The organism is Frigoribacterium sp. CFBP 13605 (assembly GCF_014839405.1).
In the GTDB taxonomy this organism is placed as follows: domain Bacteria; phylum Actinomycetota; class Actinomycetes; order Actinomycetales; family Microbacteriaceae; genus Frigoribacterium.
Map to the genome: position 1 here is coordinate 1 of NZ_JACYNS010000061.1, position 14,890 is coordinate 14,890.

The 14,890-nt window shown below is 73.3% G+C and carries 14 protein-coding genes; 5 read left to right on the forward strand and 9 right to left on the reverse strand.

The genetic code is table 11. From position 1 onward, the window contains the following. A partial coding sequence (locus IFT36_RS11335; protein ID WP_200413171.1) for a YbfB/YjiJ family MFS transporter occupies window positions 1-342 on the reverse strand: 342 nt, incomplete at its 3' end. A gap of 22 nt (window positions 343-364) precedes the next feature. Here IFT36_RS11335 and IFT36_RS11340 point away from each other — a divergent pair. After that, window positions 365-949 (forward strand): TetR/AcrR family transcriptional regulator, encoded by a 585-nt coding sequence (locus tag IFT36_RS11340; protein WP_200413172.1) that lies wholly within the window; start codon window positions 365-367, stop codon window positions 947-949. A 33-nt stretch (window positions 950-982) separates the two neighbouring features. Here IFT36_RS11340 and IFT36_RS11345 read toward each other — a convergent pair whose 3' ends face one another. Both IFT36_RS11345 and IFT36_RS11350 read right to left on the reverse strand, forming a co-directional pair. Then, window positions 983-1,858, reverse strand: a complete 876-nt coding sequence (locus IFT36_RS11345) for an NAD(P)-dependent oxidoreductase (protein WP_200413173.1) — start codon at window positions 1,856-1,858, stop codon at window positions 983-985. Window positions 1,859-1,897: 39 nt separating this feature from the next. Continuing rightward, entirely contained in the window at window positions 1,898-2,647 is a 750-nt protein-coding gene (locus tag IFT36_RS11350) for a lysophospholipid acyltransferase family protein (protein WP_200413174.1), read from the reverse strand. Between the two features lie 403 nt (window positions 2,648-3,050). On the opposite strand from IFT36_RS11350, the gene IFT36_RS11355 reads away from it, so the two are divergent. Continuing rightward, complete coding sequence (locus IFT36_RS11355) at window positions 3,051-3,509, forward strand: hypothetical protein (protein ID WP_157485546.1); 459 nt, start codon at window positions 3,051-3,053, stop codon at window positions 3,507-3,509. Here the strand turns inward: IFT36_RS11355 and recQ are convergent. From recQ to IFT36_RS11375, 4 genes are all read right to left on the reverse strand, one after another. Continuing rightward, window positions 3,470-5,578, reverse strand: coding sequence for a DNA helicase RecQ (gene recQ / locus IFT36_RS11360; protein ID WP_200413175.1), 2,109 nt, complete (start codon window positions 5,576-5,578; stop codon window positions 3,470-3,472). The genes IFT36_RS11355 and recQ overlap by 40 nt on opposite strands. A gap of 31 nt (window positions 5,579-5,609) precedes the next feature. Continuing rightward, on the reverse strand, window positions 5,610-6,605 hold the full coding sequence (locus IFT36_RS16960) for a type II CAAX endopeptidase family protein (RefSeq protein ID WP_173151942.1): 996 nt from the start codon (window positions 6,603-6,605) through the stop codon (window positions 5,610-5,612). Between the two features lie 145 nt (window positions 6,606-6,750). Beyond that, window positions 6,751-9,039: a bifunctional metallophosphatase/5'-nucleotidase gene (locus tag IFT36_RS11370; RefSeq protein ID WP_056049390.1), complete on the reverse strand. Its 2,289-nt coding sequence runs from the start codon at window positions 9,037-9,039 to the stop codon at window positions 6,751-6,753. A gap of 196 nt (window positions 9,040-9,235) precedes the next feature. Continuing rightward, the gene (locus IFT36_RS11375; RefSeq protein ID WP_056049393.1) at window positions 9,236-9,655 is read right to left on the reverse strand and encodes a GNAT family acetyltransferase; all 420 of its coding nucleotides are present in this window, start codon (window positions 9,653-9,655) and stop codon (window positions 9,236-9,238) included. Window positions 9,656-9,784: 129 nt separating this feature from the next. Here IFT36_RS11375 and IFT36_RS11380 point away from each other — a divergent pair, with 129 nt between their 5' ends. Beyond that, entirely contained in the window at window positions 9,785-10,660 is an 876-nt protein-coding gene (locus IFT36_RS11380; protein WP_159826768.1) for a shikimate dehydrogenase, read from the forward strand. Between the two features lie 2 nt (window positions 10,661-10,662). Continuing rightward, window positions 10,663-11,502: a type I 3-dehydroquinate dehydratase gene (aroD, locus tag IFT36_RS11385; protein ID WP_200413176.1), complete on the forward strand. Its 840-nt coding sequence runs from the start codon at window positions 10,663-10,665 to the stop codon at window positions 11,500-11,502. Between the two features lie 298 nt (window positions 11,503-11,800). Here aroD and IFT36_RS11390 read toward each other — a convergent pair whose 3' ends face one another. Next, window positions 11,801-12,271, reverse strand: coding sequence for a DUF805 domain-containing protein (locus IFT36_RS11390; protein WP_056049404.1), 471 nt, complete (start codon window positions 12,269-12,271; stop codon window positions 11,801-11,803). A 155-nt stretch (window positions 12,272-12,426) separates the two neighbouring features. Between IFT36_RS11390 and IFT36_RS11395 the strand changes: the two genes are divergently transcribed. Next, complete coding sequence (locus IFT36_RS11395) at window positions 12,427-12,681, forward strand: DUF6458 family protein (protein ID WP_043593189.1); 255 nt, start codon at window positions 12,427-12,429, stop codon at window positions 12,679-12,681. A gap of 84 nt (window positions 12,682-12,765) precedes the next feature. On the opposite strand, the gene phoA is transcribed toward IFT36_RS11395, so the two are convergent. Continuing rightward, window positions 12,766-14,700, reverse strand: a complete 1,935-nt coding sequence (gene phoA / locus IFT36_RS11400) for an alkaline phosphatase (RefSeq protein WP_307785089.1) — start codon at window positions 14,698-14,700, stop codon at window positions 12,766-12,768. Between the last annotated feature and the right edge of the window lie 190 nt (window positions 14,701-14,890).

Genomic DNA, 14,890 nt, shown 5'->3' on the forward strand with positions numbered 1-14,890 from the left:
GAGGCCGGCCCCGGCCGAGCTGAGCACGGCCGCGAGCGCGAACGGCACCACGTCGGGCGCGAGGGCCATGCCCGCGGCACCGATCAAGGCCGCCGCACCCGCCGTGACGACGAGGCCTCGTGGGTGCCGGGCGGACGCCGCGAACCCCGCCACCGCGCCGGCGACGTAGGCGAGCGATCCGCCCGACGAGATCAGCCCGGCGATGCCGGCGTCGAACCCGAGGTCGGCCTGCGTCTCGGGCAGGTACAGCCCGTAGGCGAGGCGGACCAGGCCGTAGGTCACGGCGATGAGGGCCGTGCCGGCTGCGACGAGCCCGGAGCCAATCGAAAACGTGCGTTTCATTTTCACAGCCTAAGCTGTCCGCATGCCCCTGCGCCCGGCCAGCGAGAAGAAGATCCTCGACGCCGCCGACGACCTGTTCTTCACGAACGGCATCGGCGCGACGCCCGTCGACGCCGTCCTCGCCCGCGCCGGCGTGTCGGCCGCGACGATGTACCGCGGCTACCGCAGCAAGGAGGCGCTGGTCGCCGCAGCGCTGACCCGTCGCCACCACGACTGGCTCGCCACCTGGGACGCCGCCGTCGCCCGGTGCGACGAGGCCGGCCCGCGCCTCCTCGCGATCTTCGACGCGTTGGACGACTTCCGGTCCCGCCCGACGGGGGCGCGCTGGTGTGCGTTCCTCGCCTCGGCGGCCGAGTACGTCGATCCTCCCGCCGACGTCGCCGAGGCCGTGCGACTCGACACCGAGACGCTGCGCACGCGACTCACCGACCTGGCACGCCCGCTCGTCGGCCCCGAGGCCGAGGGCCTCGCCGAACGCCTGCTGCTGGTGGTCACCGGCGACCTCGCCATGCGACTCCGCGAGCCCGACCGCGACACGACGACGGGCCGGGCCGTCGCGGCGTCGCTCATCGCCGCCGTTGCCGGCCCCACGAGCCCCGGCCACTGAGACCCTCCTGCGCGCACGAGGGTCTCGGCGGTCCTAGCGGGTCTCGGCGGAACCGTCCCGGTCGAAGCCCGTGCGGACCGCGGCGATGTCGTCGCCGCCGTGCCCCCGGTCGGCCGCGGTCGCGTAGACGCCGGACAGCGCCTCGAGCAGACCGGTGTCGAAGCCCGTGCCCTGGGCGGCCTCCTGCATGAGGTCGATGTCCTTGCGGATGCCGTCGAGCGCGAACTGGGCCGGGTAGTCGCCGGCGATCATCGTCGCGCCCTTGAGGTGCGCGTACGGGGTGTCCGACTGGCCCCCGTCGATGGCGTCGAGGAAGAGCTGCGGGTCGAGGCCCAGGGCCTCCGTCAGCGCGAGCGACTGGGCCGTGGCGGCGGTGATCGTGGCGATCCACGCGTTGGCGGCGAGCTTCAGCGCCGTGCCCTGTCCGACCGTGTCGCCCGCGACGATCGTCTTGGAGCCCATGGCGTCGAGGACCGGACGCACGGCGTCGAGCAGGGCGTCGTCGCCGGCGGCCAGCATGACGAGCTTCCCCGTCGCGGCCGGCTTCTTCGTGCCGAGCATCATCGCCTCGACGAGCCGGAGTCCGTGCCCGTCGGCCGTCCCGACGACGCGGGCCGTGTCGGCCTCGCCGATGGTGCTGGCCTGCACCCACACGGTGTCGGCACCGCTCGCGTCGGCGGCCTCGTCGAGGACCTCGAGCACGGCGTCGCCGTCGAACAGCACGGTGACGACCACGTCGGCGCCCTCGACCGCCTGCCGCGCCGTGTCGGCGACCACGGCACCGTCGGCGGCGAGCGGCTCGGCCTTCGACCTCGTGCGGTTCCAGACCGTGACGTCGAACCCCTCGCGCAGCAGTGTCCCCGCCACGCCCTGACCCATGATGCCCGTCCCGAGCACTGCGACCTTCATGGCTCAGACGCTACGCCCGGGACGCGCGAGCAGCGCGGCTCAGTCGAGCGGATCGGGCCCGACGGGGTCGGGCCGCATCGCGCGACGCACCCGGGCGACGACCGAGGGAGCGGGCGGATCGTTGTAGACGCCCGCCTCGACCTGGCCACTGAGACGCTGGACGGCCGCCATCACCTCGTCGGTGGCGTGGCGACGAGCCCGACCCGACTTCGCCTCCCCGTGGCGCGAGAGGTGGATGGGCTCGCCGAACTCGACGGTGACCTTCCGGAGGCGCGGGAGGCGCGTGCCCACCGGCTGCAGTTCCTGCGTCCCCGTCAGGGCGACCGGCACGACCGGGGCCCCGCTCGTGAGCGCGAGCCAGGCGACGCCCGTCCGGCCGCGGTAGAGCCGCCCGTCGAGGGAGCGCGTCCCTTCGGGGTAGATCGCGAACGCGTCACCGTCGGTCAGCTTGCCGAGGCCCAGGTCGAGGGCGTGCTGCGCGGCGGACCCGGCCCCTCTCTCGACGCCGATCGCGCCGATGCCGGTGAAGAAGGCCCGCGACGCCCGACCCTTGAGGCCCGAGCCGGTGAAGTAGGCGTTCTTCGCGAGGAACGAGACCTGACGGGGTGCCATGAGGGTGATCACGACGCTGTCCATGAACGAGAGATGGTTGCTGGCCAGGATGACGGCGCCGCGCCGCGGGACGTTGCGGCGCCCGATCACCCGGGGGCGCCAGACCGCGCGCACCAGGGGTGACAGGACCGAACGGCTGAGGGTTGTGAGCACGCTCCACTGTGCCCGACGCCACATTCCCCGAGGCGCATGGCTCGCCTGTGCGCCTCACCCGGGGGCCCTCGGCACCCACCCGCACCACCCGATTCGGGGAACAACGGGTGTCCCCCTCAGGGAGGATTGCCGCCGCCGGAGCCGCGGCCTATCGTCGGAGACCGACCGAAACGGGACGCTCGTCCGGTTCACGACCCTCCGACGAGTCCTCGTCGGGGGATCGACCCGAGACCCGGGGCGAGCGCCGCGACGCACCGCCCGTCCCCGTGGGCGGTGGTCCGGCCGGGCGGACGGCCCCCCGCGCCCCGCTCCGACAGCCGGGGACGGCCCCGGACGGCCCGAGGCGCCCCGAGTGCCCCGAGTGCCCCGCCGCATCCCCCGACGACAGCCCCCACGACCCGAGAGGACCGCCTTGGACGACGAGACCATGACCACCCGCCCTTCGCGCCTGCCGGTCGTCTTCGGCGCCACCGCGCTGATCTCCACCTACTTCGCCGTCGCCAGCATCGTCGGCGCGGGCACCTCGGTCGGCGTCGGTCTCACCGCGACGGTCGTGGCGACCGGCCTCTACGTGCTGTCGGCGGTCGTCTGGCTCGCGCTCGTCGTCGTGGCGGTCTCGTCGGTCCGCCGGACGCGACGAGGCGCTGCGCTCGACCGGACGAGCATGCGCTTCATCGGGTTGGCACCCCCGGCGGGCGGGGCCGTGCTGCTCGCCGCGGCCTACGTCGCCCGCATGAACGGACAGCCCTTCTTGGGCGGGTTCTCGGCCATGGTGATCACGACGGTCGCGCTGGTCGTCCTGTCGCAGGCGTTCCCGCTGCTCGGCTTCGGCCCGTCGACCCCGGGTCAGCGCCAGTCGTCGGGCGGCGGCGGGGCGTCGTCGTAGGGGTCGTAGGGAGCGTCGGCCGGCACGTCGTAGAGATCGTCGGCCGGCACCTCGGGCACCTCGTCGACGGCGGGCGGCGCGGCACGGCGGGCACCACGAGCGGGGGCGGTCGAGGTCGCCCGGGACGAGCGGGGCGTCGTGCCGGCCGGCGCCGACGCCGTCGGGGACGACCCGACGGCCGCCGCCTCGGCCGGTGCGGTGCCGCCCACGACGGCGAGCACCTGCTGACCGTAGGTGTCGAGTTTCTTCTGGCCGACGCCGCTGATGCCCGCGAGCTGATCGAGCGAGGTGGGCCGTTCGGACGCGATGCCCCGCAGGGTGACGTCTCCGAACACCACGTAGGCCGGGACGCCCTGCGCCCGGGCCACGCCGGCACGCCACTCGCGCAGCGTCTCGAACAGGGCGGCGTCGTCACCCGTCAACTCGGCGGCGCCCCGTGAGGAGCCGCGGCCCGACGAACCCGACCCGCTCCGCGCCCGGGCCGAGCGCGCCGGACGTTCGGGCTCGCGCCGCAACCGGACGGTGCGGCCGCCCGAGAGCACCTCGCCCGCCGCGTCGGTGAGCAGCAGGGTGCCGTAGCCGTCGGGCGAGACCGCCAACACCCCCTGGGCGAGCAGCTGCCGGACGACGCCCCGCCACTCGACGTCGTTCAGCTCGGTGCCGATGCCGAAGGTGGACAGCTGCTCGTGGCGGTTCTGGAGGACCTTGGGGGTCGACTTGCCGACGAGGATGTCGACGATCTGGCCCGCGCCGAACTGCTGGTTGCGCTCTCGCTTCAGCCGGACGACCGTCGAGAGGAGCTTCTGGGCGGGCACCGTGCCGTCGAGCGACTCGGGCGGCGAGAGGCAGGTGTCGCAGTTGCCGCAGGCGGTGCTCGCCTGACCGAAGTAGCCGAGCAGCTGCACCCGTCGGCACTCGACCGTCTCGCACAGGGCGAGCATGGCGTCGAGGTGGGCGCCGAGCTTGCGACGGTGCTCGGCGTCGCCCTCGGACTGGTCGATCATGCGCCGCTGCTGCACGACGTCTTGCAGGCCGTAGGCCAACCAGGCCGTCGAGGGCAGGCCGTCGCGGCCGGCCCGGCCGGTCTCCTGGTAGTAGCCCTCGACCGACTTGGGCAGGTCGAGGTGCGCGACGAAACGGACGTCGGGCTTGTCGATGCCCATGCCGAAGGCGATGGTGGCGACCATCACGATGCCCTCGTCGCGCAGGAAGCGCGCCTGGTTGCGTGCCCGGGTCTGCGCCTCGAGGCCCGCGTGGTACGGCAGCGCCGGGATGCCCTGCTTGACCAGGAACTCGGCCGTGCTCTCGACCGACTTGCGGGACAGGCAGTACACGATGCCGGCGTCGCCGTCGTGCTCGGTGCGGATGAACCGCAGCAGCTGCTGCTGTGGGCCGTCTTTCGCCTCGATGCGGTACTGGATGTTGGGCCGGTCGAAGTCGGCGACGAAGTGCTTCGCGTCGTCGAGCTCGAGGCGGCGTGAGATCTCGCGGTGGGTGGTCTCGGTGGCCGTCGCCGTCAGCGCGATGCGCGGGACGTCGGGCCAGCGCTCGTGCAACACCGACAGCTCGAGGTAGTCGGGACGGAAGTCGTGCCCCCACTGCGCCACGCAGTGGGCCTCGTCGATGGCGAAGAGCGAGACGTGGCCCCGGTCGAGCAGCGACTTCGTGGACTCGAGCTTGAGCCGCTCGGGCGCGAGGTAGAGCATGTCGAGCTCGCCCGCGACGAACGCCTGCTCGACCGCACGACGACGGTCGGGGTCTTGCGTCGAGTTGAGGAACGCCGCCCGGACGCCGACGGCCTCGAGGGCGTCGACCTGGTCTTGCATCAGCGCGATGAGCGGCGAGACGACGATGCCCGTGCCGTCGCGGACGAGGGCGGGCACCTGGTAGCAGAGCGACTTGCCGCCACCCGTGGGCATGAGCACGAGGGCGTCGCCGCCCTGGACCACCTGGTCGATGATCTGCGCCTGCTGTCCACGGAACTCGTCGTAGCCGAACACCCGGTGCAGCACGTCGAGGGCTGCGGTGGGAGCGTCGGGAGCCAGGGCGGGCGAGGCGGTGGTGGTCACGCGTCGAGTCTACGAGCGGCCGCCGACGCGGTCAGTCGACCCGCGCCTCCTGGGGACGGTCGTCGGTCGGACGGGCACCGGGGACGAGGGGTTCGCCCGGCGCGGGAGCGCCGGGCACGAGAGGAGCGCTGCGGACCGTCACGAGCCCGGTGCGTCGGGCCGCCCGCAGCACGAGCCACACGTAGAGCGGCGTCGAGACCAGCGTCACCGCCAGGGCGAGGGGGCTGCCGTCGCTCGACTCGACGCCCGCGAAGGGGGCCGACAACAGGAAGAGCACGGTGTTGTTGAGCACGTGCGCGACGATCGCCGCCTCGAGCCCGCCGGTGCGCCAGGTCAGGTAGGCCGCGGCCACGCCGAACACGGCGACGTCGAGCATGCCCCACGCGTTGTAGTCGTGGCCGAACGCGAACCCGACCGTGGGAAGGACGATCGCCGCGATCGGGTACCTCAACCACGAGCCGATCGTCTGCATGGCGAGCCCGCGGAACGCGTACTCTTCGGCCGTCGCCTGGAGCGGCGTGACCACGAGGATGACGACGACCGCCCAGACGAGGGTGTCGGCCGGCGTGGTGACCGGGCCGGTGCCGATCGGTTCGCCCGACAGCGGGGGCACCACGACGTAGCTGAGCCCCACCGTCAGGGCCATGAACGCGAGGGCGGGCACGAGGCATCGCACGAGCCACCGCCAGCGCAGCCGCCCGGCGACGCTCGAGAGGCTGCCGACCGCGCCGGGGCCGACGATCAGCGTGCCCAGCATGATGGCCGGCAGCATGACCGCGATCGAGGCGAGCGTCGTGAAGAGCACGAGCGGGTCGGCGGCGGCCAGGGCGTCGCCCTCGATGCCGCGCTGCAGACGTTCGGCGGCGGCGGTGCCGCCCACGGCCGTGGTCACCCCGAGGACTGCCACGTAGACCACGACCGACGCGAGCAGGTACGTGACGGCCGCCACGACGGCCGCCAGCAGCGGTTTCCACCACCGGTACGAGGGCAGGGAACGGAAGAGGCGGTGGTACGCGAACGTCGTCACCCGACGAGCGTACGGGAGGCGCGGTGCCGGTCGGTCGTGCCGCCGTCGCCTCCGCGCCGCCGCGCGATGGTCGCACCACGAACGGAACGTCGCACCACGGGATTCCGTGGTGCGACGTCCGGTCGGTGGTGCGATGCCGGGGGCGTCAGCCCTCGGTGGGCGTCACCGTCGCGCGGAGGCGACGGCGGCGGGCGACGACCAGCGCCGAGCCGCCGGCCAGCATCAGGGCGAGCCCGGCGAGGGCCGCGAGACCCAGGCCGTCCTGGCCGGTGAAGGCCAGCGAGCCGTCGGCGTTGCGGACCGTGCCGGCGGGCGTGGTGCCCGGACCCGAGCCGGGGGTGGTGCCGGGCACGGTGCCGCCGGGGGTCGTGACCGGAGGCGTGGTGCCGGGGTCGGTCGGCGGGACGACCACGGGAGCGGCCGCCGCGGCGAAGACGACCGGGACGGACGCCGTCGTGCCGGTGCCGGCGACCGAGAGCACGACCTGACGCGTGACCGGTCCGGCAGCGGGAGCGGTGATGCCCTCGGGGACGACGAAGGTCACCGTGGCACGACCCTGTTCGTCCGAGTTGTCGAGGATGGTCTCGTCGATCGGGGCCGAGGCGAGCTCGACGCCGTCGAGCGTCGCGGTCACGGTGCCCGACGCGTCCGCGGCGGCCTGCTGCAGGACGAGCGACGACAGGGTCATCGACACGGTGTCACCGGCGGCGAACCCGCCGACGGGCGCAGCGGTCAGCCCCGAGACGCCGACCGAACGCGAGGCGAAGTCGGGGTCGGACGGGTCGCCGGCCTGGGCGTCGAAGTACTCGAGCTGGCTCTGCAGGTCGACCTTGCCGCTGTCGGCGTGGGCGCGACCGTTGGCGAAGGCGGTGAACCCATCGCCACCCGAGGCGAGGAACGAGTTGACCGTCACCTTGTAGATCGTGGCGTCGTCGACGGCCACGCCGTCGAGCGAGACGGCCGCGATGCGCGAGCCCGCCGCCGCGGTGGGGTCGTACGTGTAGGTCAGACCCTCGGACGTGCCGAGCTTCAGGGTGCTGGTACGGCCGGCGGTCGGCCACTGCTGTTCGAGCACCTGGCGGATCTCGGCGCCGGTCATGTCGACCACGACGAGCGTGTTGGCGAAGGGCTGCACGGCCGCGGCGGCCTTGTACGTCACGTCGCCGTCCGGCGCCACGAAGGGCAGGTCGTCCCGCAGGCCGCCCGGGTTCATGAAGGCGAGCTGGGCACCGCTCGCCGTCGTCGACGACAGCTGGATGTCGGCGACGAAGTTGCCGAGCGTCGACTCACCGGCCCGGTTCGAGACGGGGAGGCCGTTGGCGTCCGGGTTGGCGTTGTAGGCCCGGTTGAAGGAGTCGCTGATCGAACCGATGACCTCGGCCCCCCGCTCGGCGGCGACGTCGACGGCCGAGGCGACGATGGCCTGGACGGTGGGGTCGGGCGTGAAGGCACCGTAGAGCGGCACCAGACGGTGCGAGGCGATGGTCACGCGGTCACGGAAGGCGGTGGCGGCGGGGTCGACCGTCATGGTCACCCGGGCGAGGTTCGTCCCGTAGCTGCCCGTCTGCACGACGGCACGCTGCGGGCCGCCGTCGGACGGCGAGACGAGGTAGTCGTAGCCCTGGTGGGTGTGTCCCGAGAAGATGGCCGACACGTCGCCCGAGACGCCGCGGGCGATCTCGCCGAACGCGTTGTCGCCGGTGACGGAGTCGAGGCTGCCGGTCTCGGCGCCCTCGTGCAGCAGCAGGACGATGGCGTCGGCCGCGTCGGCCGCGACGATGTCGTCCGCGACGGCGTTGACCGACTCGACGACGGGGGCGAAGGTGAGCCCCTCGATGCCGGCCGGGCTGACGAGCGTCGGCATGGTCTCGGTCAGCGCGCCGATGAACGCGACGCGGACGCCGCCGATCTCCTCGACGACGTAGGGGTCGTAGGCGGGCGTCCCGTCGCTCCGGAGGATGTTCGCGTTCACGTAGGGGAACTCGCTGTTCGCCCGGACGCGGCCGTTGAAGTCGTCCTGGCCCTTGTCGAACTCGTGGTTGCCCGGCGTGCTGACGTCGAGGCCCATGGCGTTCAGGGCGTCGAGGGTCGGCTCGTCGTCCTGGATGAACGAGGTGAACGTCGAGGCGCCGATGTTGTCGCCCGCCGAGACGAAGAGCGTGTTGGGGTTCTGCGCCTCGACCGACTTGACGGCGCCCGCGAGGACGGCCGCGCCGGCGATGGAGGCGCGAGCACCGGGGGCGTCGGCCTCGAGTCGACCGTGGAAGTCGTTGATGCCGACGAGGTCGATCGTGACCGGGACGGCCTGGGCCGGTGCCGCGGCGACCAGGCCGAGCAGCAGGGTGCCGGTGGCGACGGACGCGAGGGCCGCACCGCGGACTCGCCGCCGGCCTCCCGTCGGGACGGACTCGGATGACGGGGGGCTGATGCGCATGGGCGTCGGTGCTCCTGGAGAAGACGGTTCGGGCGGGACGGCACCCCCCGACAGGGGGCACACCACACGACCCTAAGTTCTCGCTGGGTGCCCGACAAGAGTCCGCCGAAGATCGTCACATGTTGTTCATCCGACGCCGCGAGGCCGAGCGACGGGCCCGCCGAGGGGCTCCACCGGAGCCTCCGGACACCGCGCCTCAGTCGGCGATCAGCCGCTTGCCCATGCCGAACGCGTCGTCGACCGAGTACCCCAGGTGTTCGTACAACGCCCGTACCCGCTCGTTGCCGGTGCGCACCTGGAAATTGGCCTTCGGGCATCCCAGCGCCTCGAGCGACCGCTCGACCTCGGCCATGAGCTGCCGGCCGAACCCCTCCCCCTGGCGATCGGGCTCGACCGCGACGTAGTACACCCAGCCGCGATGGCCGTCGTACCCGGCCATCGCGGTCGCGACCAGCGCCTCCTCGTCGTCGACGCCGACCAGGAACAGCTCGCGCTGCACGGTCAGCTTGCGTTCGATGTCGCGTCGCGGGTCGTTCCACGGGCGGGTCAGCCCGCAGCGCTCCCAGAGCGCCACGACGGTCTCGGTGTCGGCCTCGTCGAAGGGTCGGATCTGCATGCACCGACCCTGCCAGACCCGACGGGACGAGGAGGCGCGGTGCCGGTCGCCACCACCCCGCACCCCCTCAGGGCCCTCGCGTTAGGGTGGGTCGTCGTCCGAGCCGCGGGCGCAGGGAGGGGCCCACCCGTGACCGATGCTCGCCGACGTCTCGCCGTCCTGGGGTCGCCGATCGAGCACTCGCTGTCACCGGTGCTGCACCGCACGGCGTACGAGCACCTCGGCCTGCCCTTCGACTACGACCGGGTCGAGGTCGCCTCGGGCGGGCTCGCCGACTTCGTCGGGGGCCTCGACGCGAGCTGGCGCGGCCTGAGCCTGACGATGCCGCTCAAGCGCGAGGTGCTGCCCCTGCTCGACACCGTCTCTCCGCTCGCCCGACGTCTCGGGGTCGCCAACACCGTCGTCATCGACGACGACGGTCGCCGCCACGGGCACAACACCGACGTCGACGGCATCGTCCGCAGCGTCGAGGGCTTCCACGACGCCCGGCCCGCCGCGGCCACCATCCTCGGCGGGGGCGCCACCGCCCTGTCCGCGATGGCCGCCGCGTGGGATCTCGGCGCCCGGTCCTTCTCGATCCACCTGCGCAACCCCATGCGCGCCGGCGAGCTGACGTCCCTGGCCGCCGAGCTGGGCGCCGACGTCATGGTCGCCCCGCTCACCGAGCTGCCCTCGCTCGGCCCGTTGGACTTCGTCATCAGCACCTTGCCCGGCGGCGCGGCGGACGACCTCCACCTGCGTCCGGCCGGTGGCTCGTCCGTCCTCTTCGACGTCGCCTACGAGCCCTGGCCGACGCGCCTCGCGTCGCGCTGGTCGGCCGACGGGGGCATCGTCTTCAACGGCCTCGACATGCTCGTCGAGCAGGCGCTCGGCCAGGTCAGGCTCTTCTCCGGGCGGGCGCAGGACGAGCCGGTCCCCGACGAGGGCGTCCTGCGCGACGCGATGCGCGCCTCCGTGGGCTCGCCGATCCGCGACCGGTCGACCACCGACAGCGTGGCGCGCTGACGATGGCGACCCCACTGCCGGTCTCGATCGGTCGGGTCGCGCTCGGCACCGGGCGTCCCGCGGTCTGCGTCCCGCTCGTGGCCCGCACCCTCGACGCGCTGGTCGACGCCGCCTCGGCGCTCGACACCGACACGGCCGAACTGGTCGAACTGCGCATCGACTTCGTCGACGCCGCGTTCGCCGCGGCACCGGACCCCGACGGTCCCGTGCGCACGGGAACCGAGGCGACGGGAGCCGCCGACCTCGACCTGGTGGCCGACGTCGTCCGTCGGGTGCGTGGCGCGCTCGACGCCGAACTGCCCCTGCTGTTCACCCTGCGGACCGAGCCCGAGGGAGGCGAGCACGACGTCGCCCCCGCGACCTACGACGCCGTGCTGCGCTCGGCGATGGCCACCGGGCTGCTCGACGCCGTGGACGTCGAGATGTACACCGACCCCGACCTGCTCGGCGGGCTCGTCGACGCGGCGCACGACGCCGGGCTCGTCGTGGTGATGTCGTCGCACGACTTCAGCGGCACCCCCACGCAGGGCGAGGTCGTGTCACGCCTGCTCGAACAACAAGAGAACGGTGCCGACGTGGCGAAGTTCGCCGCCATGCCGTCGAACACGGACGACGTGCTGACCCTGATGCGGGCCACGGCCGAGTTCCGGGCGGGTGCCGGCATCGTGCCCGCGATCACCATGTCGATGGGGCCGCTCGGCGTCGTGTCCCGGCTCGCGGGCGAGACGTTCGGCTCGTGCGTCACGTTCGGATCGGCGGGGGCGACGAGCGCGCCCGGACAGGTCCCGGCGGCGGGGCTGCGGGCGGCGCTCGAGCTGGTGCACGAGGCGCAGCAGGGCTGACGGCGTCGCCTCGGCGTCGGATCGGCTTCGTCCGGGGCCTCGGGCGTCAGGGCTCCGGAGGCCCGACGCACGCAGAGTCCACCACCGGGAAACGAGCGACGGACGTCGCTCAACGGGACCACCACGGCGGTCGGGCCCACCGGAGTGCGAACAGGTTAGCGGTCGGTGGCCCGACCCCGTAACCCCCTTGCGCCCGCGAGCGCCACGTGGTCCACGACGAGGACCGGCAATGGACCGGGGCTCTCGACGACGCCGTCGCCGCCGTGTCCGGGCGGGACTCCGGCGCCGTCCGGCCGGGTCAGGCCGGGCCCGGGTACTGCCGCTCGCCACCCGTGTCGAACCGCTCGCCCGAGGCGCGCGAGGGCAGCAGCGACATGACGAGCAGGGTCAGCCACCCGAGGACCGGCAGCAGGTAGAAGAGCACGTACCAGGCGGTGAAGCCCCCGTCGTGCAGGCGCCGCGACTGCAGCGCCAGGGTCGGCAGGAAGCTGACCACCGACCACAGCACGACGACGACGCCCTGTGGGTCGATGTAGGTCCAGTCGCCGTTGTCGCCCCCGGCCCAGGTCGACGTTCCGCCGCTGCCCGTGGCCCAGGCCTGGAGCGCCCCCTGGAACACGAGCGCGATGACGAACCACCACCAGTACTCGCTGCGGCTCGCCCTCCCGTGGAACGTGGCGTACTTGCGCCAGAACCGGACGACCGCGACCTTCGGCGAGGCGCGGTGGTACGGCTGGTCGAGCGGCACGGGGCCGGCGGGTCCGGTCATGGGATCTCCTGCGGTGGGGTGACGGGCAGGACCATCCTCGCAGCGCCTCCGCCGCGTCGTGGCCGATCGGGGCGGCCCGTCGGTACTGTGGGGCCCGCCGACCCTCGCGTCGGCGCCGTCGCCCATCCGGGGCGGCGCCAGACGAAGGAGACCCCATGAGCATCGGCGGCGGAATCGCCTTGATCGTGATCGGCGCGGTCCTCGCGTTCGCTCTCGACTTCCAGGTCGCGGGCATCGACATCAAACTGATCGGCTACATCCTCATCGCGGCCGGCGTGGTCGTGACCATCATCGGCATCGCCTTCGCGTCGCGCCGCCGCTCGACGGTCTCCACGACCCGCAGCGCGGTCGACCCGGCCACGGGCGAGCGCGTCGAGCGTCGCTCGACCGACAGCGACCCGCTGGTCTGACCCGAGGGTCCGACGCGACCCGAGAACGCAGGAGGCGCGGTGCCGGCTGGCACCGCGCCTCCCGTGTGTCGGGGCGGGGAACGCCTAGAGCTGCACGCCGTCCTGCACGGACGCCGCGCGGTGGCGGCGACGCAGCACGAGGGCCGCACCGGTGCCGGCCAGCATCAGCGCGAGCAGCAGGGCGGGCAGGGCGTCGGAGCCGGTGAACGCGAGGGGGCCGCCCCCGTTGCCGGCCGTCCCCGCGCCTCCTGCGCTCGAGCCGTCACCGGGGATCGCCGCAGGTGGGGTCGTCGGAGCCGGGGTGACGGCGCCTTCGACGACGGCGACGGTCGTCGCCAGCGTCGTGCCGCTCTGCGTGCCGGTCAGCGTGATCGTGTGGCTGCCGGGCTCGGTGGGGGCGGTGACGGTGTAGGTCGCGACGCCGTCGACCACGTCGGCGATGCCGAGGTCGGTCACCGTGCCGTCGACGTCGAGCGTGCCCGTGACCTGGCGGTCGCCGGCGAGGCCGGCGGTGCTGACCGGGAACTCGGCGCCGGGGGCGACCTCGGTCGGAGCCGAGATCGTCGCGGCGGCGCTGAGGCCGTCGAGGTCGCGGTCGAGCTGCAGGGCGTTCACGATGGTGAAGAAGTTGTCGGTCTGGTCGATCAGGCCGACGACGTTCGCGGCACCGGGGCCGTAACCCGCGACGCGCAACTGCGTGCCGGTGTGCTGCTGCGACCCGCCCGCCGCGGCGGTGCCGTAGGCGATCTTCATCGTGGTGCCGTCGACCGTCGTCAGCGCGGTGCTGAGCGTGGCGGGCGGCGTCGAGTCGACGATCTGGCTGGTGTGCGCGTGGTCCGCCGTGACGATGACCACCGTGTTGCCGTCGGCCTTCGCGAAGGCGAGGGCGGACTGGACGGCCTCGTCGAGGTCGAGCACCTCACCGATCTGACCGCAGGCGTCGGCGCTGTGGTCGCGCTTGTCGATCGAGGCGCCCTCGACCTGCAGGAAGAAGCCCTGGTCACCGGTGTCGAGCAGGTCGATCGACTTCTCGGTCAGCGACTGCAGCGAGAGGCCGGTGGACAGGCGGGCCGGGTTCGGCTGGCAGGTCTGCGGGGCCAGGTCGGCCCCGCCGACGGTCGCCGTGGTGGCGGCGTACCGGGTCGGGAAGTTGCCGTCGGTGAAGGTGCCGAGCACGGGCTGCGCCTGGTCGGCGGTCGTCAGGGCGTCGAGGCCGGCCGCGTCGCGCACGACCTGGTAGCCACGGTCCTGCGCCTGGGCGAACAGGGTGTCGCCCTGCCACTGACCGGCACGGGCGGACTGGCCGAACGAGGTCGCGCCTCCGCCGAGGGTGAGGTCGGCACGGGTGCCGATGATCTGCTCGCTGATCGAGCCGAGGCCGCCCTGGTCGAGCGCGTCGGCGCCGCACTGGGTGACGCTGTCGGGGCCGTAGCAGCTGCGGGCGGCGACGTGCGCGGCCTGCACGGCCGGGGTGGCGTCCTGCAGCTCGGCGGTCGAGACGTTGCCGGTCTTCTTGCCGTTGGCCTTGGCGATCTCGAGCAGGGTGTCCTGCGGGACGCCGTCGACGTCGACCGAGATGGCGTTGTCGTAGGTCTTCGTGCCGGTGGCCCAGGCGGAGCCGGTCGCGGCGGAGTCCGGCACGTAGTCGGGCTTGCCCTTGTTCGCGCCGTCCCGGTAGACCGAGTACGTCGTGTACTGGCCGGTCAGGGGCAGGGCGTCGATGCCGGGCAGCGTTCCGCCGGCGCCGTAGGCGTAGTTGCGCGCCGACGTGATCTCGCTGTCGCCCATGCCGTCGCCGATCAGCAGGATGACGTTCTTGGCGGGGCCGGCCTCCACCGAGTCGAGCAGCAGCTGCGTGCTGTCGTCGATGCTGCGGGCGGCACCACCGTTCTGGGCGATGTTCGCGGGGGTGGCCGCGAAGGCGGCGACGGGGCTGAGGGCGAGGGCGGCGGCGGCGGCCGTCGCGACGACCCCCGTCGTCAGGGCCGCACGCCGGCGGTTCGGGGTGTTCTTCGACACGGTTCTGCTCCTGTGATCGTGATCGTGATCCGGTCGCCACGCGACGGAGTCGCCGCGGAGCGGGGACCAGCAGACTCCTGCCGGGTGGCCGCCACGTGAACGAGGCCGTGCGCGCGGGTGAACACCCTCGGACGGGGGTCGCCCGCTCGGCTGGCACGCCCCGCCGCCCCGCCCAGCCGGCCCGCCGCGC

Coding starts and splice junctions, on each gene's coding strand:
- IFT36_RS11340 (WP_200413172.1), top strand. CDS start 365: ATGCCCCTGCGCCCGGCCAGCGAGAAGAAGATCCTCGACGCCGCCGAC.
- IFT36_RS11345 (WP_200413173.1), bottom strand. CDS start 1,858: ATGAAGGTCGCAGTGCTCGGGACGGGCATCATGGGTCAGGGCGTGGCG.
- IFT36_RS11350 (WP_200413174.1), bottom strand. CDS start 2,647: ATGTGGCGTCGGGCACAGTGGAGCGTGCTCACAACCCTCAGCCGTTCG.
- IFT36_RS11355 (WP_157485546.1), top strand. CDS start 3,051: ATGACCACCCGCCCTTCGCGCCTGCCGGTCGTCTTCGGCGCCACCGCG.
- IFT36_RS11370 (WP_056049390.1), bottom strand. CDS start 9,039: ATGCGCATCAGCCCCCCGTCATCCGAGTCCGTCCCGACGGGAGGCCGG.
- IFT36_RS11375 (WP_056049393.1), bottom strand. CDS start 9,655: ATGCAGATCCGACCCTTCGACGAGGCCGACACCGAGACCGTCGTGGCG.
- aroD (WP_200413176.1), top strand. CDS start 10,663: ATGGCGACCCCACTGCCGGTCTCGATCGGTCGGGTCGCGCTCGGCACC.
- IFT36_RS11390 (WP_056049404.1), bottom strand. CDS start 12,271: ATGACCGGACCCGCCGGCCCCGTGCCGCTCGACCAGCCGTACCACCGC.
- IFT36_RS11395 (WP_043593189.1), top strand. CDS start 12,427: ATGAGCATCGGCGGCGGAATCGCCTTGATCGTGATCGGCGCGGTCCTC.